The organism is Ferrovibrio sp. (genome assembly GCF_036381655.1).
Taxonomy (GTDB): domain Bacteria; phylum Pseudomonadota; class Alphaproteobacteria; order Ferrovibrionales; family Ferrovibrionaceae; genus Ferrovibrio.
Genome location: NZ_DASVCJ010000065.1, coordinates 173,359 through 197,911, shown reverse-complemented (window position 1 = coordinate 197,911; position 24,553 = coordinate 173,359). Strand labels below are relative to the sequence as shown.

The 24,553-nt window shown below is 65.2% G+C and carries 23 protein-coding genes; 13 read left to right on the top strand and 10 right to left on the bottom strand.

The window, feature by feature from the left end; translation table 11 throughout:
* Positions 1-118: 118 nt before the first annotated feature.
* Positions 119-1,630: a UbiD family decarboxylase gene (locus tag VF194_RS14760; RefSeq protein WP_330891941.1), complete on the bottom strand. Its 1,512-nt coding sequence runs from the start codon at positions 1,628-1,630 to the stop codon at positions 119-121.
* Positions 1,631-2,551 carry a DMT family transporter gene (locus tag VF194_RS14755; protein WP_330891940.1) on the bottom strand — a complete coding sequence of 307 codons (921 nt, stop codon included), beginning with the start codon at positions 2,549-2,551 and terminating at the stop codon, positions 1,631-1,633.
* Between the two features lie 71 nt (positions 2,552-2,622).
* On the opposite strand from VF194_RS14755, the gene VF194_RS14750 reads away from it, so the two are divergent.
* Positions 2,623-3,366: a hypothetical protein gene (locus VF194_RS14750; protein ID WP_330891939.1), complete on the top strand. Its 744-nt coding sequence runs from the start codon at positions 2,623-2,625 to the stop codon at positions 3,364-3,366.
* A gap of 9 nt (positions 3,367-3,375) precedes the next feature.
* Here VF194_RS14750 and VF194_RS14745 read toward each other — a convergent pair whose 3' ends face one another.
* The 3 genes from VF194_RS14745 to ubiA all read right to left on the bottom strand — a co-directional run bounded on the left by VF194_RS14745 (position 3,376) and on the right by ubiA (position 6,411).
* Positions 3,376-4,515 carry an alpha-D-ribose 1-methylphosphonate 5-triphosphate diphosphatase gene (locus tag VF194_RS14745; RefSeq protein ID WP_330891938.1) on the bottom strand — a complete coding sequence of 380 codons (1,140 nt, stop codon included), beginning with the start codon at positions 4,513-4,515 and terminating at the stop codon, positions 3,376-3,378.
* A 136-nt stretch (positions 4,516-4,651) separates the two neighbouring features.
* Entirely contained in the window at positions 4,652-5,404 is a 753-nt protein-coding gene (locus VF194_RS14740; protein ID WP_330891937.1) for a hypothetical protein, read from the bottom strand.
* A gap of 44 nt (positions 5,405-5,448) precedes the next feature.
* Positions 5,449-6,411, bottom strand: a complete 963-nt coding sequence (gene ubiA, locus VF194_RS14735) for a 4-hydroxybenzoate octaprenyltransferase (RefSeq protein WP_330891936.1) — start codon at positions 6,409-6,411, stop codon at positions 5,449-5,451.
* Between the two features lie 41 nt (positions 6,412-6,452).
* On the opposite strand from ubiA, the gene VF194_RS14730 reads away from it, so the two are divergent.
* Together VF194_RS14730 and VF194_RS14725 are read left to right on the top strand one after the other, a co-directional pair.
* Positions 6,453-7,184 carry a 16S rRNA (uracil(1498)-N(3))-methyltransferase gene (locus VF194_RS14730; RefSeq protein WP_330891935.1) on the top strand — a complete coding sequence of 244 codons (732 nt, stop codon included), beginning with the start codon at positions 6,453-6,455 and terminating at the stop codon, positions 7,182-7,184.
* Between the two features lie 135 nt (positions 7,185-7,319).
* Positions 7,320-8,684 carry a glutamate--cysteine ligase gene (locus VF194_RS14725; protein WP_330891934.1) on the top strand — a complete coding sequence of 455 codons (1,365 nt, stop codon included), beginning with the start codon at positions 7,320-7,322 and terminating at the stop codon, positions 8,682-8,684.
* Here the strand turns inward: VF194_RS14725 and VF194_RS14720 are convergent.
* From VF194_RS14720 to VF194_RS14705, 4 genes are all read right to left on the bottom strand, one after another.
* A complete protein-coding gene (locus VF194_RS14720; protein ID WP_330891933.1) occupies positions 8,665-9,600 on the bottom strand; it encodes a hypothetical protein in 936 nt (311 codons plus the stop codon). The two genes, VF194_RS14725 and VF194_RS14720, sit on opposite strands and share 20 nt — an antisense overlap.
* Positions 9,587-10,414, bottom strand: coding sequence for a serine O-acetyltransferase (gene cysE / locus VF194_RS14715; protein WP_330891932.1), 828 nt, complete (start codon positions 10,412-10,414; stop codon positions 9,587-9,589). The genes VF194_RS14720 and cysE overlap by 14 nt, the downstream gene beginning before the upstream one ends.
* A 32-nt stretch (positions 10,415-10,446) precedes the next feature.
* The gene (tldD, locus tag VF194_RS14710) at positions 10,447-11,886 is read right to left on the bottom strand and encodes a metalloprotease TldD (RefSeq protein WP_330891931.1); all 1,440 of its coding nucleotides are present in this window, start codon (positions 11,884-11,886) and stop codon (positions 10,447-10,449) included.
* 735 nt (positions 11,887-12,621) lie between these two features.
* Positions 12,622-12,795 (bottom strand): hypothetical protein, encoded by a 174-nt coding sequence (locus VF194_RS14705; RefSeq protein ID WP_330891930.1) that lies wholly within the window; start codon positions 12,793-12,795, stop codon positions 12,622-12,624.
* Here VF194_RS14705 and VF194_RS14700 point away from each other — a divergent pair.
* Complete coding sequence (locus VF194_RS14700; protein WP_330891929.1) at positions 12,794-13,216, top strand: DUF1801 domain-containing protein; 423 nt, start codon at positions 12,794-12,796, stop codon at positions 13,214-13,216. The two genes, VF194_RS14705 and VF194_RS14700, sit on opposite strands and share 2 nt — an antisense overlap.
* A gap of 46 nt (positions 13,217-13,262) precedes the next feature.
* On the opposite strand, the gene VF194_RS14695 is transcribed toward VF194_RS14700, so the two are convergent.
* On the bottom strand, positions 13,263-16,640 hold the full coding sequence (locus tag VF194_RS14695; protein ID WP_330891928.1) for an EAL domain-containing protein: 3,378 nt from the start codon (positions 16,638-16,640) through the stop codon (positions 13,263-13,265).
* Between the two features lie 273 nt (positions 16,641-16,913).
* Between VF194_RS14695 and coxB the strand changes: the two genes are divergently transcribed.
* From coxB to VF194_RS14650, 9 genes are all read left to right on the top strand, one after another.
* Positions 16,914-17,729 (top strand): cytochrome c oxidase subunit II, encoded by an 816-nt coding sequence (gene coxB / locus VF194_RS14690; RefSeq protein WP_330891927.1) that lies wholly within the window; start codon positions 16,914-16,916, stop codon positions 17,727-17,729.
* Between the two features lie 24 nt (positions 17,730-17,753).
* Positions 17,754-19,364, top strand: a complete 1,611-nt coding sequence (gene ctaD / locus VF194_RS14685) for a cytochrome c oxidase subunit I (protein WP_330891926.1) — start codon at positions 17,754-17,756, stop codon at positions 19,362-19,364.
* 78 nt (positions 19,365-19,442) lie between these two features.
* The gene (locus VF194_RS14680; RefSeq protein WP_414656113.1) at positions 19,443-20,360 is read left to right on the top strand and encodes a heme o synthase; all 918 of its coding nucleotides are present in this window, start codon (positions 19,443-19,445) and stop codon (positions 20,358-20,360) included.
* 5 nt (positions 20,361-20,365) lie between these two features.
* Positions 20,366-20,491: a hypothetical protein gene (locus VF194_RS14675; protein ID WP_330891924.1), complete on the top strand. Its 126-nt coding sequence runs from the start codon at positions 20,366-20,368 to the stop codon at positions 20,489-20,491.
* The gene (locus tag VF194_RS14670; protein ID WP_330891923.1) at positions 20,488-21,081 is read left to right on the top strand and encodes a cytochrome c oxidase assembly protein; all 594 of its coding nucleotides are present in this window, start codon (positions 20,488-20,490) and stop codon (positions 21,079-21,081) included. The genes VF194_RS14675 and VF194_RS14670 overlap by 4 nt, the downstream gene beginning before the upstream one ends.
* A gap of 38 nt (positions 21,082-21,119) precedes the next feature.
* Entirely contained in the window at positions 21,120-21,938 is an 819-nt protein-coding gene (locus tag VF194_RS14665) for a cytochrome c oxidase subunit 3 (protein WP_330891922.1), read from the top strand.
* A 97-nt stretch (positions 21,939-22,035) separates the two neighbouring features.
* The gene (locus tag VF194_RS14660) at positions 22,036-22,320 is read left to right on the top strand and encodes a DUF983 domain-containing protein (RefSeq protein WP_330891921.1); all 285 of its coding nucleotides are present in this window, start codon (positions 22,036-22,038) and stop codon (positions 22,318-22,320) included.
* A gap of 43 nt (positions 22,321-22,363) precedes the next feature.
* Positions 22,364-23,053: an SURF1 family protein gene (locus VF194_RS14655; protein ID WP_330891920.1), complete on the top strand. Its 690-nt coding sequence runs from the start codon at positions 22,364-22,366 to the stop codon at positions 23,051-23,053.
* Between the two features lie 3 nt (positions 23,054-23,056).
* Positions 23,057-24,547 carry a carboxypeptidase M32 gene (locus VF194_RS14650; protein WP_330891919.1) on the top strand — a complete coding sequence of 497 codons (1,491 nt, stop codon included), beginning with the start codon at positions 23,057-23,059 and terminating at the stop codon, positions 24,545-24,547.
* Positions 24,548-24,553 lie beyond the last annotated feature (6 nt).

Here is a 24,553-nt window from a genome sequence, read left to right as displayed (position 1 = left end):
CCGGATCGGCAGGGGGAATGCCGCATTCCCCGTAAGCTAGACGATTATCGCCGCTTGCGCGAGGGACGGCGGGGGCAACTTTCCGTAACGGCAGTCACGATGCCGTCCGGCATGTATCCTACCAGATCGGCCTGCCCGAACCGGGCAGACCCAGCCGCGGCCATTTCTCCGTCACGGTGCGGACGATGTCCTCGTCCATGCGGATCTTCTCGCCCCATTCGCGCTTGGTCTCCGGCGGCCATTTATTGGTGGCATCCAGGCCGATCTTGCTGCCCAGGCCGGATTCGGGCGAGGCGAAATCCAGGTAATCGATCGGGGTATTCTCGATCAGCGTGATGTCGCGCGCCGGGTCCATGCGGGTAGAGATCGCCCAGACGACATCCTTCCAGTCGCGCGCGTTGATGTCGTCGTCCACCACGATCACCCATTTGGTGTACATGAACTGCCGCAGATACGACCACACGCCCATCATCACGCGCTTGGCATGGCCGGGATAAGCTTTCTTCATGCTGACCACGGCGACGCGGTACGAGCAGCCTTCCGGCGGCAGCCAGAAATCGACGATCTCGGGGAACTGCTGGCGGATCAGCGGCACGAACACGTCGTTCAGCGCCTCCCCCAGCACGCTCGGCTCGTCCGGCGGCCGGCCGGTGAAGGTGCTCAGATAGATCGGTTGCCGGCGCCGTGTGATGGCGGTGACGGTAAAGACCGGGAATTGCTCGACCGAGTTGTAATAGCCGGTGTGATCGCCATAGGGTCCTTCGTCGCGGTAATCCTCGAGCGAGACATGGCCTTCCAGCACGATTTCGGCTTCCGCCGGCACTTTCAGCGGCACCGTCTTGCACTCGACCAGCTCGACCTTCCTGCCGCGCAGAAGGCCGGCGAACTGATATTCCGACACCGTCTCCGGCACGGGAGTAACGGCCGCAAGGATCGTGCCGGGATCGGCGCCGATCACCACGGCGGCGGGAAACGGTTCGCGCCTGCCGGCCTGTTTCCAGCGTTGATGCTGCTGCGCGCCGCCGCGATGCTTCAGCCAGCGCATCAGCGTCTGCTTCCTGTTCAGCACCTGCATGCGATAGATGCCGAGGTTGAAGCGGTCGGTCTTGTCGGACTTTGAGGGGCCTTGCGTGACCACCAGCGGCCAGGTGATCAGCGGCGCCGGCTCGCCCGGCCAGCAGGTCTGAATCGGCAGCGCATTGAGGTCGATATCGTCGCCCTGCAGCACGACCTCGTGCACCGGGCCGTGACCGACCGTCTTCGGGTGCATCGCCATCACGGTCTTGAGCAGCGGCAGCATGCCAAGCGCTTCCTTGAAGCCGCCGGGCGGCTCCGGCTGGCGCAGGAAGGCCAGCATCTCGCCGACATCCTTCAATTCCGGCGGCGTGCGGTCCATGCCCAGCGCGACGCGCTTTACCGTGCCGAACAGGTTCACCAGAACGGGAACGTCGCTGGGCCGGCCATCGGCACGGATCGGCCTTTCGAATAGCACGGCCGGTCCGCCTTCGGCCAGCAGCCGTGTCTGGATTTCGGTCATCTCCAGTACCGTCGAGACCGGCTCGCTCACGCGCACCAGTTCGCCGCGCGCCTCGAGCTGCGCCATGAAATCGCGAAGCGAGGCATAGGGCATTCAGGCTTTCCTTGCTTGGCTGGTGGCGATGTAGAGCCCGGCCAGAACCAGGGCCGCGCCGACCCAATGATAGACGGCCAGCCGCTCGCCGAGAAGCAGCCAGGCGAGCAGGGCCGTGTAGACCGGCGATAGATAAAGGATCAATCCGGCCTTGTAGGGGCTGAGATGCTTGGTGATGTAGCCATGCAGGGCATAGGCGCCGATGCCCGGCACCAGAACCACCGTGGCCATGACGGCAAGGGTGCGCGGGTCCGGCCTGGCCGGCCCGATGGTGATCGTCTCCCAGGCAAGGAAGGGCAGCATCACGAGCACGCCGGCCATGGCGATGGCGGCAAGCCTGGCATTGATGGTCAGGCTGCCCGGCCAGCGCTTGAGCAGCACGGAATAGAGCGCCCAGGCGGTGGCGGCAGCCAGGATCATCAGATCGCCCGGCACGAAACGCAGATGCAGCAGAATGCGCGGATCGCCCTTGGCAACGATCGCCAGCATGCCGACAAGCGCGAGCAGTGTGCCGGTGCGCTGCCGCGCCGAAAGGCGTTCGCCGAACATGATCCGCGACAGCAGGATGATCAGGATGGGCGAGACGGCATAGATCAGGCCGATATTGGTCGCAGTCGTGGTCTGGCCCGCCGCATAGACGACGGCGCCGCAGATGCCCATCCCGAGCGCGCCGAGAACCAGAAGCCGCAGCCAATCGCTGCGGATGGCCTGCCGCTTGCGCCAGAGCTCGCCACCGCAGAAGGGCAGCAGCAGGACGAAGACGCCGAGCCAGCGCCAGACCGCCAGGGCGATCGGCGGGATGAAGTCGGCCGAATAGCGGGCCAGCAGCATGTTGGTGGCGAACATGGCGGGCGTGATGAAGATGAGAATCTGCGCGATCTGCTGATCGCGGCTGGCGGAGGACGAGGAGGCGGCCGTCATCGGGAACTTTCTTCTTGCGAGCCGGAGATTAGGGCTTGCCTGCCGGGCTGGCCAGAGTTTAAGCCGAAGAGATGCGCCGTTTCCCTGCCGAATTCGCCGACCTGCTGACCGCCCGAGGCCGCGCCTTGCTGACTGGCCGCCATGCCGCCGCCGGCGCGCTTGCCAATCCGCGCTGCCGCGTCCTCGCCCTGGACGGCCTGATCGAGCGGCGGCAGGCGCAGGCGGCGGCGATGTTGCTGGACAAGGCGCTGCTGTCGCATCTGCGGCTGATGGCGCAGCCGATCCCGCCCGAGACGATCTGGGAAGCCAGAGAGAATTATGCCGAACTGCTGCCGAAGACGATGCGCCAGAGAACCGCGCATCTCGACAACAGCCGTTCAGCGGCGTTTCACGCGGCAAGCGAGATCGGGCTGATCGCCATGCTGCGCTCGGAGAGCTATCGCGCCTTTGCCGCCGTCCTGGCCGGACGGGTGCTGCAACGCAAATGCGGTCTGCAGGCGATCGCGTATGGCGCCGGCGATTATGCCGGGCCGCATACCGATCATCATCCGGAGGATGCCGCCGCGCTGCGCGGCTATCTGGACCTGCATGTCAGTTTCGCCACGCCGGCCGTGCGGGATCAATTCCTGGTTTACGCCAGGAGCGGCCATTTCACCGAGATGAAAGAAGTGACCAAAAGCGGCCTGATCACCGCCTATCGGCTGCCCTTCTGGCATTACACGACGCCCCTGCGCGCCAGGCCCGGAGGGGAGCAGGCGGCGCGGCGCTGGGTGCTGCTGGGGACATTCCTGTTTGCGGATCAGCCGGCGAAGTAGGCGGCGTCGTCAGTAACCGAAGCTCGTCACGGTTCCGCCGGCGATGGTGTGGACGAGACGCCAGGGACCTGAGGCGTCGATCACGACGATATCGCCGCGGCAGCCGGCGGCGATCAGGCCTCGGTCCTGCAGCCGCATCGCCGCGGCGGGGTTTCGCGAAATCAGATTCCACGCCTCGCCAAAAGACAGCACGCCGCGGCCGACCAGGTGCTCCGCGGCATGCAGCAGGCTCGGATAATAGTAGTCGGAGGCAAGCACGGTGCAGAGGCCGTCGCGTATGGCAGCCTCGGCCGACATCGCGCCGGTATGGCTGCCGCCACGGATCACGTTCGGACCGCCCAGGATGACGTGTTCGCCGCTCGCTACGGCATCCGCCGCCACTTCCGACGCAAGCGGGAATTCGCAGACGCTCACGCCCAGATCGCGATAGGCCACCCGCTCGTCGCGGGAGCGCTCGTCATGCGACAGCATGACGACGCCTTGCCGGCGGGCCTGTCCTGCAACGGCCTGGATCTTGGCCGGAACCTCCGGCGCACGGTGGCTGACCGCATCGACTTCGGCCAGATATTGCTCCGGCGTGAGGCCGGCGCGCTCCGCCCATTGGCCGAGTTTCCTGTGGCTGCCGGCTTTCACCTTTTCCATGGTCGAGGTTGTATGGTCGTTGAAAGCAAGCGCCGGCGCTGGTTGCAGGGAAAGCCAGCGGGCTAGATCGTTCACCACGTCATGGGCGAAGGTCTCCCAGCGCAACTGGACGCGGTGGTCGACCATCAAATCCTGGCGCAGGGTCTGCAGCGCATCCATGAAGCGGCGTCCCGCGGCGAGACTGCGTGCGCCCGGCTCCCACGAGATCGTCAGGCCATGGAAGGCCGTCGTGATGCCATTGGCCAGCAATTGACGGTCGACCGAGCGCATCGCGACAGCAAACGCGATATCCACGCCCGGACGCGGATGCAGTTCATGCTCGAAAGCGTCGCCATGGACATCCACGATGCCCGGCAGAACGTAGTAGCCGCGGCAGTCGATGCGCGTGGACGCGGACGCTGCCGGCGGGTCGACGATCCGGCCTTCGGCGATATGCACATCCGCGGTCTCGAGGGTCCCTTCGGGTGTCAGTACTTGGCCACCCGCCAGGCAAATGGATGCCGCCATGTCCCGCCCCCGCATCTCTCGAATCGGCCGCCCGACTATACTATGCCGCGGTGCCGGGGAAAGAATCGACCTGGAAAAGCGGGTGGACATCTGTCACGGATGTCCGTGCGCTTCTCCCTATCGATCCAAGGCGGGTCTATGGCGCGAGGTAGCCTTTCCGAGGCGCCGGGCCGAGCGTGCCGCCGGCTTTCTTGACGGCGCGGATGTAGGCGGCCTCGGATTTATACGGGCCGAACTTTTTGAAGTCCGATGGATCGCAGGGCGTAAGCGCGCCGCCGCTGCCCGGCTTGATTTTGAAATAGCCGCCGTCGCGGTGAATGACCGGGATGATCTTGTTTTTGCGGCTGAAAACCCGGCGCATATTGGCTGAGTGGTCCTTCATCGTATCGTATTCGTCGGGATCGAGCCTGAAGATCGTCTCGAATGCCGCGACCATCTGGTCGACGAATTCGCGCTCGACCACCTGCATGTTGGAAATCACCCAGCAGCGGTCCTCGAAATCCCAGTAATAGGTGAGGCCGATGAAATTCCCCGCCTTGTCGATATAGGGATAGAAGGGGAAGGAGCGGCAGGCGATGGTGCGGTTGTCGCGCTCGCAAAAGGCCGCGCCCTTGCACTCGATGGCGCAGGCATGGCTGGTCAGCTCGTTGACGATCTTGCGCGAGGCGGCATCCACCGGCTTGTAGCGCGACCAGAGGTCGGTGCGGCTTTTCAACAGCTCGAATTCGGCCTTGTCGACGACGGGAATCGCATTCTCGGTGCTGCAGCAGACCGGCTGGCCTTTGTTCAGCGGCGCGCATTTGCGGCCGCAATCGACCTTGGCGAGATTGGCGTTGTACTTCTGGTACAGCGCGGCGAAATCTTTCGGACTGATTCGGGGCTTTTTCATGGGGCGGAAGATACGCGCGGCTTCCGCATTCGCCAAGCGATAAGCTAGCCGAACAGGAATGCCGCGAAAATAACCATGCCGGCGTCGCGATTGGCGCGGAACTTGGTCAGGCAATCCTGCGGATCGCCGGGTTTCAACGTCAGTACTTGCCATGCGAAGTGACATGCCGCAGCGGCCAGCCCGATCCAGAAGGGCCAGCGCAGACCGGCAAAGCCGCCGGCGACCGCCAGGCCGATCAGGGTCAGATCGTAAAAGGCGGCAATCCACAATCGCGCGTGGTCGCCGAACAGCCGCGCGGTGGATTTCACCCCGATCAGGGCATCATCCTCCTTGTCCTGCAGGGCGTAAATCGTATCGTAACCGAGGGTCCAGCTGATGCCGGCGGCATACAGCGCCAATGTGGTCCAGTCGAGCGTGCCGCGCGCCGCCGCATAGCCCAGCACCGCTCCCCAGTTGAAAGCGAGACCGAGGAAGAATTGCGGCCACCAGGTGATGCGCTTCATGAAGGGATAGATCGCCGCCAGCGCAAGCGAGGCGACGCCAAGCAGGATGGCGAGGCTGTTCATCTGGATCAGCACGGCAAAGCCGATCAGGGCCTGGGCGATCAGCCAGATCCAAGCCTGCCGGACGCGGACTCGCCCGGCTGGAATGGGCCGCAGGCGGGTACGTTCGACGGCGGCGTCAAAATCGCGGTCGACGATATCGTTGAAGGTGCAGCCGGCGCCGCGCATGACCAGCGCGCCAATGCCGAACAGGATCAGCAGATAGAAATCGAGCGGCTGTCCCTCGCCCCGGGTCAGGGCGATGGCCCACCAGCCCGGCAGCAGCAGCAGCCACGTTCCGATCGGCCGATCCAGGCGCGACAGCCGGGCATAAGGCTGCCAGGCGGCCGGCAGCCAGCGCGCCACCCAATGGTCGGGCAGTGCGTCGGCAGGGGCCGGCCCGGCATGGCTTCCGTCGCTCCGCCCCCCGCCGGGCGGGGTGACTTCGGGTTCGGGCTTTGTCATAACGCTCCTGTAGTCCCTTCATTCCGAGAGTACAAGCGCCGATGAAAGCTGCCGAAAAAGCCCGCCTTTACGTTCCGGATGCGCTTGCGCCCGGCGCGGCGGTGACGCTTGGCGCCGAACAGCATCATTACCTGCGCAACGTCCTGCGGCTTGCCGAAGGCGATGCCGTCACGCTGTTCAACGGCCGCGACGGCGAATACAGCGCCCGGATCGAGAAGCTCGGCAAGAAGGAGGCGATTGCCGCGGTCGCAACGCAGCTTCGGCCATTTGCGCCGGCCGCCGATATCTGGCTCTGTTTCGCGCCGATCCGCCAGGGCCGTATCGAATTCATCGTCGAGAAGGCGACCGAGCTCGGCGTCGGCCGCCTGCTGCCGGTGCAGACGCAGCGTAGCCAGATCGGCAGGGTCAACACGGATCGGCTGTCCGCCCATGCGCGCGAAGCGGCCGAGCAGTGCGAGCGGCTGGATGTGCCGCAGATCGCCGCTGCGACGTCGCTGGATGACCTTCTGGCCACTTGGCCGGCGGAGCGGCGGCTGTTCTTCTGCGTCGAACGCGGCGCAGCCGATGCGTTGCTCGGCGCCGCGCAGGCCTGGCCCAAAGCGGCGCCCTGTGGGTTGCTGGTCGGACCCGAAGGAGGCTTTGCGCCGGCAGAGCAGGACCGGGTCCGCGCCCTGCCGCAAGCCGTGCCGGTATCGCTCGGCGGCACGATTCTCCGCGCGGAAACCGCTGCCATCGCCGCCCTCGCAATTTTACAATCCGTCCGGCAGAATTGATCTTGGTCATAAGTACAGTTGGCGGCCCCGGCGGATACTGGACAAGCTTGTCCATCTGCCCCATATGCCGGAAGCAGCCGTTCGGCCGCGACCAGCAAGTCATCTAACGATAACAATAATCACTTTGAGGTAGTCATGTCCGGACCGGCCCAGGCCCCTGAGACGCCGATCACGTCCAAGGCACAGCTCGTCGAATATATCGCCCAGGGAGCAAAGCCCGAGGCCGAGTGGCGCATCGGGACCGAACACGAGAAATTCGCCTACAATACGACCGACTTCCGCCCGCTGCCCTACGATGGCGAGGTCGGCATCCGCCGCCTGCTCACCGAGCTGCAGCGTTTCGGCTGGGAGCCGGTGAACGAAGGCAACAACGTCATCGCGCTTGCGCAAGACGATCAGTCGATCACGCTGGAGCCGGGCGGGCAGGTCGAACTGTCCGGGGCGCCGCTGGAGAGCATCCATCAGACCTGCATCGAGGTCGGCTCGCACCTGAAGCAGATCCGGGAGATCGGCGGCGAACTCGGCATCGCCATGATGGGACTGGGCTTCAATCCGAAATGGCGGCGCGACGACATCCCGGTGATGCCGAAGGGCCGTTACGACATCATGCGGGCCTACATGCCGAAGAAGGGCAAGCTTGGCCTCGACATGATGTTGCGCACCTGTACGGTGCAGGTGAACCTCGATTTCGCCTCCGAAGCCGACATGGTGAAGAAGTTCCGCGTCGGCCTTGCGCTGCAGCCGATCGCGACCGCGATCTTTGCCAATTCGCCGTTCACCGAAGGCCAGCCGAACGGCTTCCTGAGCTACCGCAGCCAGATCTGGACCGACACCGATCCGGACCGCACCGGCATGCTGGGTTTCGTCTTCGAAGACGGCATGGGCTTCGAGCGCTACGTCGATCATGCGCTCGACGTGCCGATGTATTTCGTCTACCGCGACGGCAAGTATATCGACGCCTCGGGCCAGAGCTTCCGCGATTTCATGGCCGGCAAGCTGCCGGCGCGGCCGGGCGAAATGCCCACCCTGCGCGACTGGGCCGATCACATCACCACGCTGTTCCCAGAGGTGCGGCTCAAGCGCTATCTCGAGATGCGCGGCGCCGATGGCGGGCCGTGGTCGCGGCTGTGCGCCTTGCCGGCGCTCTGGGTCGGGCTGCTCTATGACGGGGCGGCGCTGGAGGCGGCCTGGGATCTGTGCCGCGACTGGACGCTGGCCGAGCGCGAGCAACTGCGCCTGGATGTGCCGAAATACGGCCTGCACACGCAGCTGCGCGGCCGGCCGCTGAAACACTATGCCGAGCAGATGCTAAAGATTTCGCTCTCCGGCCTGAAGGCGCGCGCGCGCCTGTCGCCGGCCGGCGAGGACGAGACGCATTTCCTCGAGCCGCTGGCCAAGATCGTCGAATCCGGCGAGACGCCGGCGGAAACCCTGCTCAAGCTGTATCACGGCCGCTGGAACCGCATGATCGATCCGGCCTTCACCGAACTTGCCTACTGATCCAGGCCGCGAGCCGCACCGGATCGTACAGCGATAGCGGCGCGGCGGCGAAGGCGGCCGGCGGCTGCAGTACGTCCGCTGCCAATCCGTCGCGGGCGGCTCGCGCCTGCGGCCATTCGCCGGCCTCGGCCAGGGTGGCGATCTGCGCAAGCCGGCGCGACCAGCCGGCCAGTACCCGATGCACAGCTTCGTCTTCCGGGAAGCGCTCGTCGATGATGCCGAGCTGGCCGCGGATCATCTGCGCGATCATGCCGGCGACGGGCATATTCTCCTCCGCCAGCGGCACAGCCAGGGCATCGAGATAGCGGCGCAGATCGCCGAGATCGCCCTCGAGCGTGATCGGCTCGCGCGCCGGATCGGCCGGCCGCAGCGCCTCTTCATAGGCGACCAGCGCATCCAGCAGCACCGGCGCCGGCTCGTCGCCGCCGAATTCGGTGACGATGACGCGGCGGGTGAATTCGCGCAGCGAGGCCGTGCGGCCGTCATGGCCGAGGCGCGGCTTCGCCTTCACGCCGCGCAGGCTGGGGATGGTCAGCGGATCGTCGCGGCGATTCTCGCCGCGGAGATTCCAGAAGCTGTTGCTGACATCGATCCGGCCCGGCGCATCCGACAGGCCGGGAATGAAGAATTCCGCCGTGCTGAAGCCGTTGCTGTGGCAGGCCTGGCAGGACAACCCCGCCTTGCGCGCCCGGCCGCCCAGGATATCGGGCGAACGGAATGCCAGGCGGCCGAATTCGACGTAGAAGCTCTGGCGCTCGCCGCCGTCGAGCGCCTCGCCCGGTCTCGAACTCAGCGCCGCGACCGAGAGGCTGCCGGGCGGCAGCCATTCCAGCGCGCCGCGCAGGGACTGCGCGGCGGCAACATCGGGTGTTGCGATCAGGAGAACGGCAAGGAGGGCGCGATCAACCCGGCGCATTCGGCAGCGCGTGATCCATCTCGCGCGCCGGCTGTTCGCAGCCGCAATCGCCGAGCAGCCGCGCCGGCACGCCCGCTGCGGTGCAATGCGGCGGCACCGGGATCAGGACGACGCTGCTGGCCCCGATCTTGGCGTATTCGCCGATCTCGATATTGCCGAGCACCTTGGCGCCGGCGCCGATCAGCACGCCGCGGCGGATCTTCGGATGTCGGTCGCCGGTTTCCTTGCCGGTGCCGCCGAGCGTGACATTCTGCAGCATCGACACATCGTCATCGACCACCGCGGTCTCGCCGATCACCACGCCGGTGCCATGGTCGATCATGATGCCGCGTCCGAAGCGGGTCGCCGGGTGGATGTCGACGGCGAAGGCCTCCGAGGCGCGGCTCTGCAGCAGGAAGGCCATGGTTTCGCGGTTCTGGTGCCACAGCCAATGGGCGACGCGATGCACCTGGATCGACTGGAAGCCCTTGAAGAACAGCAACGGCTTGAGAAAGCCGCGGCAGGCCGGATCGCGGTCGTTCACCGCCACCAGGTCGGCGCGCACGGACAGGCCGATATCGGGATCGGCCTCGAAGGCTTCCTCCATGATCTCGCGCAGGCCCAGCGCCGGCAGGGCGTCGCTGCCCAGCTTCTGCGCCAGGATGTAGCTGAGGGCATCTTCCAACCGCTCGTGCTGCAGCACGGTGGAATGCGCGAGGCTGGCCAGCAGCGGCTCCTGCGCGGCTGCGCGCTGCGCCTCCTCGCGGATGGCCGCCCAGACTGGATCGTGTTTGGCGAGATCGGCGCTCGCCGCCTTGCTGGCGCTGACGGGCATGGGGTCCTCCTCCGTCGTACCGGATGTCGATATTACGCGGCTTTGGCGGTGCCGCCCACCGTCAATCCACCGATCAGCAGCGTCGGCTGTCCGACCCCGACCGGTACGCCCTGGCCGGACTTGCCGCAGGTGCCGATGCCGGTGTCGAGCTTGAGGTCGTTGCCGACCGCCTGAACCTTCTTGAGCACCTCGGCGCCGGCGCCGATCAGCGTGGCGCCCTTGATCGGCGCGCCGACCTTGCCGTTTTCGACCATGTAGGCTTCGGTACAGGAGAACACGAACTTGCCCGATGTGATGTCGACCTGGCCGCCGCCGAAATTGACGGCGTAGATGCCGTTCCTGACGCCGGCGAGGATTTCCGCCGGATCGCGATCGCCGGCCAGCATGTAGGTGTTGGTCATGCGCGGCATCGGGTTATGGGCGAAGGATTGCCGCCGGCCGTTGCCGGTCGAGGCCCTGCCCATCAGCCGCGCATTCATGCGGTCATACATGAAGCCTTTCAGAATGCCATCTTCGATCAGCGTCGTGCATTCGGTCGGGGTGCCTTCGTCGTCGACGGTCAGCGAGCCGCGGCGGCGCTCGAGGGTTCCGTCATCGACGATGGTCACGCCCTTGGCCGCGACCTGCTGGCCCATCAGGCCGGCGAAGACGGAGGTCTTCTTGCGGTTGAAATCGCCCTCCAGCCCGTGGCCGATGGCCTCGTGCAGCAGCACGCCGGGCCAGCCCGGACCCAGCACGACATTCATTTCGCCCGCCGGGGCCGGAACCGATTCCAGATTGACCAAAGCCTGGCGCAGGGCATCGTCCACCTCGGCCTGCCAATGGGCGGGATCGAAGAACTGGGCATAGCCGAGCCGGCCGCCGGCGCCGCGGCTGCCGCTTTCCATCCGGTCGCCCTGGCCGGCGACGACCGAAACGTTGAGCCGCACCAGCGGGCGGATATCCTCCACCAGCACGCCGTCGGCGCGCAGGATGGCCACCGCCTGCCAGGAGCCGGCGAGGGAGACCGAAACCTGGCGCACCCGCGGATCCTTGGCGCGGGCATAGGCGTCGATCGCCTGCAGCAGCTCGACTTTCTTCTCGAAGGGGATTTCGTTGAGCGGGTTGTCCTCGCCATAGAGGTGACGGTTGGTCGGCTGGGGCGATGCGCTCATCACGCCGCCATGGCCGGCGCGGACCGCCCGCACCGTGGCGGCGGCGCGCCTGATCGCCGCCTCGCTCAGTTCGGACGCATGGGCATAGCCGGTCTGCTCGCCCGAGACGGCGCGCAGGCCGAAGCCCTGGCTGATGTCGAAACTGGCCGCCTTGAGGCGTCCGTCGTCGTAGCCGAGGCTTTCCGACTGGCTGTATTCCAGGAAAAGTTCGCCGTCATCGGCGCCGTGCAGCGCGTCGTTGACCAGCGTTTCCAGGCGGGGGCGATCGAGGCCGGCTCGGGTGAAGAACAAATCCTGCGCCGCGGAAGTCACCGTCATCTCAACACTCCGTCACCAGTCCAACGCCGGCAGTTCAGCCAGCCGGCAAGCCTCACCGCGCGAGTATATGGCGCGCGGCGTTCGGAAAATACAGCGCCCGGAAATACGGCGCCCAGCCCGATAAGCCTTCGTCCGGTAAACGGAAGGCGGATTTTCGCGATTTCTCCGTCCGCCCTCGCATCAGTTGCGAGCCAATTGCAGCCCATTCGGAGCCAATTGCGGCCCGTTGCGAGCCGGTGCGATGCCGATTGGACGCCGATGCCGCGCCAGGCGAAGCCGATGGCAGGCCGAGGGAAGGCCGGTTGCCTCCCGCTGGCCAGGCCGGGTGGCGCCAGTGGGGGCGCGGTGTCTTCCGGTCGGGACTGGAACGGCAAAAGGGGCATGGCGGGACCGACGTTTCGAGCAAGAGATGGAATAATGTAGGAACATACCCGGGCGAGTCAATCAAAATATTCCTAATATATATTTGAATGAACAGAGTGAAACAGGTACAAGATAATAGACAGGCCGGCGCTCTCGAAGAGTCGAGATTAATCGAACGCTATTCGGATCATTTGCCATGCCAAATCCCCCCCGATGATGCAAAGCACGATGAGATTCTGAAGCGCATGGTTCAGACCCCGCCGACCCCGCATAAGCCTAAGGGGAACGCGGCTAAGAGTCCCGCGAGCGTTGCAAAAGCTGGACGGCCAAAGCGTAATAAATCGGCGACGCACCGTAGCCGGGGCAATCGGCTTAGGCGTTGTAAGTCCGCCGATAGGTCAGGCGCTTGCCTTCCGAGCTCTTGCCGGGCGGTACGGCGCGGGCATTGTCGTCGATTGAGCGACCGTTGTAGCGGAAGTCGACTTCCGCCAGATAGAGAGAGACGGCGCGGCGATCCGGGGGCGGGGATACGGGAGTGAGCACCATGAACAAGACCGGGAGCAAGACGGGCAGCAAGACCGGCGCGCCGGACGGCATGCCCGCCGCGAAACGGATCGACGCGCGGATCAAGGAGCTGGGCGACTGGCGGGGCGAGACGCTGGCCCGGATACGGCGCCTGATCAAACAGGCCGATCCGGAAATCGTCGAGGAATGGAAGTGGCGCGGAGTGCCGGTCTGGTCGCATGCCGGCATCGTCTGCACGGGCGAGACCTACAAGGCGGTGGTGAAGATGACCTTCGCCAAGGGCGCTGCGCTGGAGGATCCCGCCGGGCTGTTCAACGCCAGCCTCGATGGCAGCACGCGGCGGGCCATCGATCTCCGGCAGGGCGACAGGATCGACGAAAAGGCGCTGCAGGCGCTGATCCGCGCGGCCGTGGCCTTGAATCTGGCCAAAGCAAAGGGCTGACCTTCAGGCTGACGATGACGATTTCTACAGCGACGGATGACCGGCCTCAGCGCCGGCGGCGTTCGCTCTTGCGCAGCAGCGCCGTCATGGCTTCCGCCGGCACCGGCTTGCTGATCAGGTAACCCTGCAATTCGCTGCAGCCGACCCCGCGCAGGAAATCCCGCTGGGCGGCGGTTTCGACGCCCTCAGCGACGACCGGCAGGTCCAGACCGTTGGCCATGCCGACCATGGCGCGGACGAGGGCGATATCCCGGTTGTTGCCGGGCAGATCGGCGATGAAGGCGCGGTCGAGCTTGATCTTGCGGATCGGCAGCCGCTGGATATAGCTCAGGGAGGAATAGCCGGTGCCGAAATCGTCCAGCGCCGCATCGACGCCGATCTCCGCCAGTTCCCGGATCGCCCCGACAGTCGCCTCCATATTCTGGATCGCCGCCTGCTCGGTGATCTCGATGCCCAGGAACGGGATCAGCCCCGGTTCTTCGTTCTGCAGCTTGCGGAAATAGCCGGGCAGGTCGTCGCGCACGAATTGCTGGCCGGAGACGTTGACGAAAACCCGGCGCGGCTCGACGCCATCCTTCAGCCATTGCCGAAGCTGTTTGCAGACGTTGCTGAACACCCAGCGCGTGATCTGGATGATGCTGCCGGTCTCCTCCGCCAGCGGGATGAACTCCGAGGGCGAAATGGCGCCGAGATCCGGATGGCGCCAGCGCAGCAGGGCTTCCATGGCGCAGATCGCGCCGGAGGCGGCTTCCACCACCGGCTGATAGACGAGGTGGAACTCGTCATTCTCCACCGCGGCATCGAGATTCATGGTCAGCCGCAGCCGCCGCTCGGCCGCCCGGGTCATTTCCGGGCTGTAGAATCGGGTCGCATCGCCGCCGGCGGCGCGTACCAGCTTCATCGCCAGTTCGGCCTTGGCCAGCGCATCGCCGATCTTTTCGCCCGGATCGTCGACGATCGCGGCGCCCATGCTCACCTTCAGCGGCACGATCCGGCCGTCGATGGCGAGCGGCTTGGTGAGCTGGCCGTGCAGGGCCTGCGCCAGATTCAACGCGTTGTTCAGATCGTTGACGGCGGCAAGCGCCGCGAACTGATCGGCGGCGATGCGCCCGACCAGGGCCTCGCGCGGCAGGACATCGGCCAGCCGGTCGGCCGTGCTTTTCAGCACCGTGTCGCCGATGTGATAGCCGAAACCCTCATTGATGTCGCGAAAGCCGTCCATGTCGAGGTTGAACAGCACCCATAGACCGCCATCCAGCCGGTGCTGTGCGCTCAGCATGCGTTCGGTCTCGGCGATGAAGCTGCTGCGGTTGAGAATGCCGGTCAGCGGATCGTTGCGGCTGGCGAACTCGGCCCGCAATTCCACGTCGCGGCGGTCGGAGATATCGCGGAAGATGCCGATGAAGCCGACCTCCGTGCCGTTGTGGAATTCGCCGACGCTCAGATGGATCGGGAATATCTCGCCCGACTTCTTGCGGCCGAGCGTATCGCGCCCGAGGCCGAGAATCTTCGCGCGCTTGGTGGTGAGATAATTCTGGATGTAGCTGTCATGCCCCGAGCGGAAAGGCTCCGGCATCAGGATATTGACGCTCTGGCCGATCAATTCGCTGGGCTTGTAGCCGAAGACATGGGCGCCGGTATCGCTGATGGCGACGATCGTGCCGCGGTTGTCGATATTGATGACGCCTTCGCCCATGGTTTCGAGCAGGCTGCGCAGCGTCGAGCCGGCGTCCGCGAGGGCAGGATCTTCTTCGGCGGATTGTCTGTTCGCCTTGCCCGCCTTGGCTGGCTTGACCGCTTTATCTGCCGCCGCCTTGTCCGCGGGCTTCGCTGCGGCGGGTGCCGCAGCCGGCGATGCCGGGGCGGCAGCGGCCGCCTCGGGCGGCGGCTGCCAGTCCTGACCGCCATCGGACAGGAGGCGCCAGCTCGGGAAGGTCATCTGCGCCTGCGTGCCGTGACCGAGGGTGCTGGAGATCGCCAGCGTGCCGCCATGCAGCTCCATCAGGCGCTTGCTGATCGACAGGCCGAGGCCGGTGCCGCCATGCTGGCGCGCGACTTCGGCCTTGGCGAGCTGGAACGGCTCGAAAATCTGTTCCAGCCGTTCCGGCGCGATGCCGATGCCGGTATCCACCACGATCAGCGACGGGCTGCCGTCGGGCAACTGGCGGAAGATCGCATCGATGGTGCCGCCTGCCGGCGTGAACTTCACGGCGTTGCCCAGCAGGTTGATCAGCACCTGTTTGACCACGCGCTCGTCGGCGCGCAGCTTCGGCAGGTTGTCGGGCGACAGGTTGCGCAGCGTGATGCCGCCGCGCTCGGCCTGGGGGCGGACCATGGTGAGGGCGGATTCGATCACCGCCGACAGGTCGACAGCCTTTTCGTCGAGCGCGTAATAGCCCGCCTCGATGCGGGACATGTCGAGGATGTCGCCGATCAGCGCCAGCAGATGGGTGCCCGAGGCATTGATGTCGCGCGCGTAATCGACATAGCGGGGCACGCCGACCGAGCCGAACATCTGGTCGCGGATGATTTCGGAGAAGCCGATGATCGCGTTCAGCGGCGTGCGCAGCTCATGGCTCATATTGGCGAGGAACTGGCTCTTCGCCCGGCTGGCTTCCTCAGCCTGGCGCAGCGCCACCTCGATCCGGCGTTGCTGCCGGTATTGCTCGGTGATGTCGCGGCCGGAACCGCGATAGCCCATGAAGCGGCCTTCGGCATCGAAAACGGGCTTGCCGTTGATCTCGATCCACATTTCCTGGCCGCTGATCATCGAGCAGTAGCGGAAGCCGCGGAAGGGCTGATGCCGGTCGAGCAGGCGGCGATGCTCGTCCCAGAATTGCTGGTCGGCCTCGGCGTTGTTCTGCGTGGCGATATCCCAGCGGCGCCGGCCGAGATAGAGGCTGCGCAAGGTGTTCGTCTGCTGCGAGGAGGATTCGGAGATCCAGGTGAAGCGATGCTCGGCATCGGTTTCCCAGAACCAGTCGGAGGCCAGTTCGGCGAAGTCGCGCAGCTTGTATTCGGCGACCTGCAGCGCCACCTGATGCATCTTTTCCGGGGTGCTGGCCTCGGCGATCACCACCAGGCCGGAAACCTGGCCGCCGGCGTCGCTGACCGGGGCCACCGTCAGGCCCTGGCACAGCCAGCCATTCGCCCAGCGAATCAGAGTCGAGCCGATCTGGCGCCGGTTCTCGCGGCGCGCCGCTTCCAGCAGGATGCGCAGCTTTTCCGCTTCGCCCAGGGCGAAACCGACCGAAAAGACCTGGCCGGCCAGCTCGTTTTCGCTCATCTCGGTCAGGGCCGAGTAGGCGGCGTTGCATGACACGTAATGGTAGTTGTCAGCGGAATCGCATTCTACCGTGAATGCGGGCCGGTCCAACCAATCCAGGATGTCCTGGGTCAGTTTCCGCTGGACTGGATCAAGCATGCCCGCACCCCCTGAGAAGGCAGATTAGGGGGACCATTCCGGGTAGGCAAGGGCGAGGCGAATCAATGATTAAGATCAAACCGCCCGGCACGACGCAGAGCGACAAATCGTCGCATAATCGTGGGGCACTGTGCCTCGGGGCGGCCACAGTGTATGTTCCGGTCCTCGAAGATACAGACTCTGTCCGACCATAAGTGAGGGTATAAAACGATGGGGTGGAACTGGTTTACGCGCGCTGGCCGGCTGGCGCTGCGGGTTGCGGCGCTTGGTGTCGTGGCCATTCTCTTTAAGGCTGTTCCGGCGCTGGCCCAGGAGGTCGTGGGCCAACCGAGCCCCTGGCATATCGGCCTGCAGCCCTCCGTCACTCCGGTGGCGGATCAGATGCATCATTTCCACGGCCTGCTTTTGTGGATCATCACCCTGATCACCGCCTTCGTGCTGGTGCTGCTGATCTACGTGATGCTGCGCTTCCGCGCCTCGGCCAATCCCGTCCCGTCCAAGACCTCGCACCATACGCTGGTCGAGGTGGTCTGGACCGTGGTGCCGATCCTGATCCTGATCGTGATCGCGGTGCCGTCCTTCAAGCTGCTGTATTACGGCGACAAGTCGCCCGACGCCCAGCTCACCATCAAGGCGATCGGCCATCAATGGTACTGGTCCTACGAATATCCGGACAACGGCAATTTCACCTTCGATTCCAACATCGTGCAGGAAGCCGACCTGAAGCCAGGCCAGCCGCGCCTGCTGACCACGGACAATGTGGTCGTGGTGCCGGTGAACACCGATGTGCGCATGCTGGTCACCGCCGCCGACGTGATCCATTCCTGGGCCATGCCGGCCTTCGGCGTGAAGAAGGACGGCGTTCCCGGCCGCCTCAACGAGACCTGGTTCCGCGTCGAGCGCGAAGGCACCTATTATGGGCAATGCTCGGAACTTTGCGGCCAGTTGCATGGCTTCATGCCCATCGAGGTGAAAGCCGTCTCGAAGGAGGCCTATGCCAAGTGGGTCGAGGAGGCGAAGAAGCAGTTCGCCTCGCTGGACGGCGAGTCGTCCTCGCCGCGTCTGGCTGACGCCCGCAACGCTCAGTAAACGGTTAAGTTAAGGAAGATCGCCATGGCTCATGCCCACGCCCAAGCAGATCACGCCCATCACGACCATCCGACCGGCTGGCGCCGGTGGGTCTATTCGACCAACCACAAAGACATCGGCACGATGTATCTGATCTTCGCCATCGTGGCGGGTCTGCTCGGCGGCCTCTTCTCGGTGCTGATGCGCGCCGAGCTGATGAACCCGGGCGACGGCATCCTCGGCGGCAACCATCAGCTCTTCAACGTGCTGGTCACCGGCCATGCGCTGCTGATGATCTTCTTCATGGTCATGCCGGCGATGATCGGCGGTTTCGGCAACTGGTTCGTGCCGCTGATGATCGGCGCGCCGGATATGGCGTTCCCGCGCATGAACAACATTTCCTTCTGGCTGCTGATCCCGGCGATCCTGCTGCTGCTGCTCTCCGTCTTCGTGGAGGGGCCGGCCGGCGGCAACGGCGCCGGTACCGGCTGGACGCTCTATCCGCCGCTCAGCTCCGATGTCGGCCATCCCGGCCCGGCGGTCGCCCTGACGATCCTGAGCATGCATATCGCGGGCGCGTCCTCGATCCTGGGCGCGATCAACTTCATCACCACCATCTTCAACATGCGTGCGCCGGGCATGACCCTGCACAAGATGCCGCTGTTCGTCTGGTCGGTGCTGGTCACCGCCTTCCTGCTGCTGCTCTCGCTGCCGGTTCTGGCGGGCGGCATCACCATGCTGCTGACCGACCGCTATTTCGGCACGGCCTTCTTCAAGCCTGAGATGGGCGGCGATCCGGTCCTGTTCCAGCACCTGTTCTGGTTCTTCGGCCACCCCGAAGTCTACATCCTGATCCTGCCGGGCTTCGGCATCATCAGCCAGGTGATCTCGACCTTTTCGCGCAAGCCGGTGTTCGGTTATCTCGGCATGGCCTACGCGATGGTCGCCATCGGCGTGGTCGGCTTCGTCGTGTGGGCGCACCACATGTACACCACCGGCATCGCCGTCGACACCCGCGCCTATTTCACCGCGGCCACCATGGTGATCGCGGTGCCGACCGGCGTGAAGATCTTCTCCTGGATCGCCACGATGTGGGGCGGCTCGATCGAGTTCAAGGTGCCGATGCTGTTCGCCATCGGCTTCATCTTCCTGTTCACGGTGGGCGGCGTGACCGGCGTCGTGCTGGCCAATGCCGGCATCGACACCTACATGCAGGACACCTATTACGTGGTGGCGCATTTCCACTACGTGCTCAGCCTCGGCGCCGTGTTCGCCATCTTCGCCGGCTTCTACTACTGGTTCGGCAAGATGACCGGCTATGAGCTGAGCGAGACGGCGGGCCAGATCCATTTCTGGACCACCTTCATCGGCGTGAACCTGACCTTCTTCCCGATGCACTTCCTCGGGCTGCAGGGCATGCCGCGGCGCATCCCGGATTATCCGGATGCCTTCGCCGGCTGGAACTACATCGCCTCGATCGGCTCGTATATCGCCTTCGGCTCGACGCTGTTCTTCGTCTGCTCGGTGATCTACGCCTTCATCCGCAAGAAGCGGGTGGCCGACAACCCGTGGGGCGAGGGTGCGACGACGCTGGAATGGACCCTGTCCTCGCCGCCGCCGTTCCACCAGTACGAAAAGCTGCCGGTCATCAAGTAGGACCGGATTGCGTAAGGCCGGGCGGCCCGGCCTTACCTTCCGGGCCGCGGGAGAGTATCAGTGACGGACGCGAGTTATATCACGGAACGCGACGAGGCCGGCTCTGCCGGCCTCGAAACGGTTTGCCGCGAGGCGCAGCCGGCCGACTATCTGGCCTTGCTGAAGCCGCGGGTGATGTCGCTGGTGGTGTTCACCGGCCTGGTCGGGCTGGTCCTGGCGCCGGGCAGCCTGCATCCGACACTGGCCGTCACCGCCTTGCTGTGCATCGCCATCGGCGCCGGGGCATCCGGTGCGATCAACATGTGGTATGACGCCGATATTGATGCCGTGATGGCGCGCACGCGCGGTCGGCCGATCCCGCAGGGCCGGGTCAGCCGCGACGAGGCGCTCGGCTTCGGCAGCGTGCTCGCCGTCGGCTCGGTCATCGTCATGGGCCTGGCGGTGAACTGGGTGGCGGCGGCCATCCTGGCGCTGACCATCGGCTTCTATGTCTTCATCTACACGATGTGGCTGAAGCGGCGCACGCCGCAGAACATCGTGATCGGCGGCGCCGCCGGCGCCTTCCCGCCGATGATCGGCTGGGCGGCGGTGACCGGCGATCTCAGCCTGATGCCGGTCCTGCTGTTCGCCATCATCTTCATGTGGACGCCGCCGCATTTCTGGGCGCTGGCGCTGTATCGCTCGGACGATTACGCGCGCGCCGGCGTGCCGATGCTGCCCGTCGTCGCCGGCGCCCGCGAGACGCGCCGGCAGATCCTGATCTACAGCCTGCTGCTGGTGCCGCTGACGCTGGCACCCTGGGCGCTCGGGCTGGCTGGCCCGCTTTACGGCAGCGTCGCCGCGCTGCTCGGGGCGATTTTCCTCCTGCTGGCGCTGCGCATCTGGCGCAGCGAGACGGATCGCCCGGCGAAGCACATGTTCGCCTATTCGATCCTGTACCTCTTCCTGCTCTTCGCCCTGCTGCTGGCGGAACATGGATTGGGCTGGAGAGCATGAGCGCCATGCCTCTTCACGACCACCATAAGCGCCGCAGGGCGCGCAATTATGCTTTGGGCGGTGTTCTGCTGGCGCTGGTGATCCTGTTTTACCTGATCACCATCGCCAAGATGACCGGAGGTGGGCAATGAGCCGCCAGCCCGGCAGCAGGCGCAATCTGCGCATCGCGGCCATCTGCGGCGCCGTCGCCGCCCTGATGCTGGGCGGCGCCTTCGCCTCGGCGCCGCTATATTCCCTGTTCTGCCGCGTCACCGGCTTTTCCGGCACGCCGCTGCGGGCCGAGTCGGCGCCTGGCGTGACCGACCCGACCGAGCGCACGGTCAAGGTCCGCTTCAACGCGGACGTGGCGCCCGGCATGCCCTGGAAATTCCAGCCCGAGCAGCGCCAGGTCACGGTCCGTCCGGGCGAGGAGACGCTGATCTTCTATCGCGCCAGCAACCCGACCGATCAGGCCATCACCGGCCAGGCGGCATTCAACGTCACGCCCGACAAGGCCGGACAGTATTTCAACAAGATCGCCTGCTTCTGCTTCACCGAGCAACGGCTGAATCCGGGGCAGACCGTCGACATGCCGGTGTCGTTCTACGTCGATCCGAAGCTGCTCAAGGATCCGCAGACGCGGGATGTCACGACGATCACCTTGAGCTACACCTTCTTCCGCGTGGAGGAAGGGGAGAAACAGGTTTCCGATCGCGGCTCCGCCGCAAGATCGGTGAACTGAGTATGTGCAACGACTGCGTAACTAGGGGGTAAGACCACATGGCCGCCAGCAGCGCCCGCAATCACGATTACCATCTCGTCGACCCGAGCCCATGGCCGGTCACCGGCTCCATCGGCGCCTTCGTCCTGGCGCTCGGCGCTGTCGCCGGCTTCCATGGCCATGGCTATCTCTGGATCGTCCCCGGCCTTCTCATCGTGCTCTACACGATGATCGCCTGGTGGCGCGACGTCATCCGCGAAGCCCATGTCGAGGGGCACCACACGCCGGTCGTGCAGCTTCACCTGCGCTACGGCATGCTGCTGTTCATCGCCTCCGAGGTGATGTTCTTCGTCGCCTGGTTCTGGGCCTTCTTCAACGCCGCGCTATTCCCGACCGAGGCGATCAACCATCAGTGGCCGCCGGCGGGCATCGAGACTTTCGATCCCTGGGAATTGCCGTTCATCAACACGCTGATCCTGCTGCTGTCCGGCACGACGGTGACCTGGGCGCACCATGCCCTGCTGCATAACGACCGCAAGGGTCTGGTGCAGGGCCTGACGCTGACCGTCATTCTCGGCCTGCTGTTCACCAGCTGTCAGGCCTTCGAGTACAGCCACGCCGCCTTCGGCTTCAAGGACGGCATCTATTCGTCGACCTTCTACATGGCGACCGGCTTCCACGGCTTCCATGTCATCGTCGGCACGATCTTCCTGCTCGTCTGCCTGATCCGGGCCATGAAGGGCCACTTCAAGCCGGACCAGCATTTCGGCTTCGAGGCGGCCGCCTGGTACTGGCATTTCGTCGACGTCGTCTGGCTGTTCCTGTTCACCGCCATCTACTGGTGGGGTTCGTCGGGCGCCGCTCACGCGGCCCATTAAGGCGATGACGGAATTCTATCCGTCATTGTCTCCCTTTTCGACCGGGCTTCGCTGCCGCTGCCCCCGCTGCGGCGAAGCCCCGGTCTTCAATGGGCTTTTGACGCTCCGGCCAGACTGTCCGAATTGCAGCCTCGATTACAGCAAGATCGACGCCGGCGACGGCCCGGCCGTTTTCGTCATCCTGATCCTCGGTTTCATCGTGGTCGGACTGGCGCTGTGGGTCGAACTGAAATTCGGCCCGCCGCTCTGGCTGCATCTCGTCCTGTGGACGCCGCTGATCCTGGGCGGCTCCATTCTGATGCTCCGACCCTTCAAAGCCACGCTCATCGCGCTACAATTCCGCCACAAGGCGTCTTCCGATATCGAATTGCTGCGCGAGTGATACATTGAAAATATTAGGTTCCCGGCCAGCCTTCTGGCCGACCGTGATCACCATCCCTGCCCTGATCGTCCTCCTGGCGCTCGGAACCTGGCAGGTCCAGCGGCTGTTCTGGAAACTGGACCTCATCGCGACGGTGCAGCATGGCCTCGAGGCCGCGCCGGTGCCCTTGCCGGCCGGCGTGCTGGATCCGGCCGAATGGAACTACCGCCGCGTCGTCGTGACGGGCACCTTCGACAACAGCCATGAATTCCACCTCATGGCGCATTCGAAGCGGGGCAATTTCGGCTATCACGTCCTGGTGCCGCTCAAGCGCAGCGACGCGCCGGGCTATGTTTTCGTCGATCGCGGCTGGATTCCGCCGGAGAAGAAGGACCGGTCGCGGCGCGAGGCGGGCTTGCTGCAGGGCGAGCAGACGGTTCGCGGCATCGCCCATAAGGCCTGGGGGCCGGGATTGTTCACCCCGGACAACGATCCGGCGAGGAATCTGTGGCTTTACCCCGATCTGGCGGCGATGGCGCAACTGGCCGGGATCGGCGAGGTTCCGGCCCTGATCGTGGATGCCGACGACACGCCGGTGCCCGGCGGGGCACCGGTCGGGGGCCAGACGCGGGTCGATTTCCCCAATAACCATCTGGAATACGCCGTCACCTGGTATGGCGGCGCCATCGTCCTGGCCCTGATTTATGTGCTATGGCATCGGCGGCGGGCGCGCGATACTGCGTCCAAGGACTAGGCTATGAAAAGCTACAAGGCCCTGGAACAGCGCTTTCGCCGGATTGCCGCTGTCAATGGCGCGCTGGCGGTGCTCGGCTGGGACCAGTCGACCATGATGCCCGAGGGCGGCGCCAAGGTGCGCGCCGAGCAGATCGCGACGCTCAGCGTGATCCGCCATGAGTGGCTGACCGATCCGCGGCTTGGCGATCTCCTCGGCGAGGCCGAGACGCAGAAGGACCAGCTCAACGAGTGGCAGGCGGCCAATCTGCGCGAGATGCAGCGGCAGTGGCGCCATGCCACGGCGCTGACGCCGAAGCTGGTCGAGGCGCGCTCGAAGGCGGTGCTGAATTGCGAGATGGTCTGGCGCAAGGCACGGCAGGAAGATCATTTCAAGAGCTTTGCCACGGCGTTTCACCCGGTGCTGGAATTGACCCGCGAGGTGGCGGCGGCGAAGGCGGCCGCGTTCGGCGTCGCGCCGTATGATGCGTTGCTGGATGAATACGAGCCCGACGGCAAAGCGGCCACCATCGACGCTTTGTTCGCCGACCTGGGCGGCTTTCTGCCCGCCTTCATCGACAAGGCGATGGCGCGCCAGGCGAAGAAGCCGGCGCCGCTGGTGCCGAAGGGCGATTTCGCCACCGAGACGCAGCGGCAGGTCGGGCTGCGCTTCATGAAGGCGCTCGGCTTCGATTTCCGTCATGGCCGCCTCGATGTCAGCCTGCATCCGTTCACGGGCGGCGTGCCGACGGATGTGCGGATCACCACGCGCTATCACGAAGGCGATTTTGCCAAGAGCCTGATGGGCGTGCTGCATGAAACCGGCCATGCCCTGTACGAACTGGGCCTGCCGAAATTCTGGCGCAACCAGCCGGTCGGCGAAGCGCGCGGCATGACGCTGCACGAAAGCCAGAGCCTGCTGATCGAAATGCAGGTCTGCCGGGGACCGGAATTCCTCGCTTATGCGGCGCCGATCCTGCGCAAGGCGTTCAAGGGCGAGGGCGAAGCCTGGTCGGCCGACAATCTTGCCCGCCTCTACACCCAGGTCCGCCCCGACCTGATCCGGGTGGATGCCGATGAAGTGACCTATCCGGCGCATATCATCCTGCGCTACCGGCTGGAGCAGGCCTTGCTGCATGGCGATCTGCCGGTTGCCGATCTGCCGCATGCCTGGAACGACGGCATGCAGACGCTGCTCGGCGTCGACGTCCCCAGCGACAGCCTCGGCTGCATGCAGGACATCCACTGGGCGACCGGCTCGATCGGCTATTTCCCGACCTATACCTTGGGCGCGCTTGCCGCGGCCCAGCTTTTCGCCGCCGCCAAGGAACAGGATGGCAGTATCCTGCCGGGGATCGCGAAAGGCGATTTCAAGCCGCTGCTGCACTGGCTGCGCAAGCATGTGCACGGCAAGGGTTCGCTGCTGTCCACCGACGCGCTGCTGCGGGCGGCGACCGGCAAGCCGCTGGGGACCGCCGCCTTCAAGGCGCACCTGAAATCCCGCTATCTGAATTGAAGACGA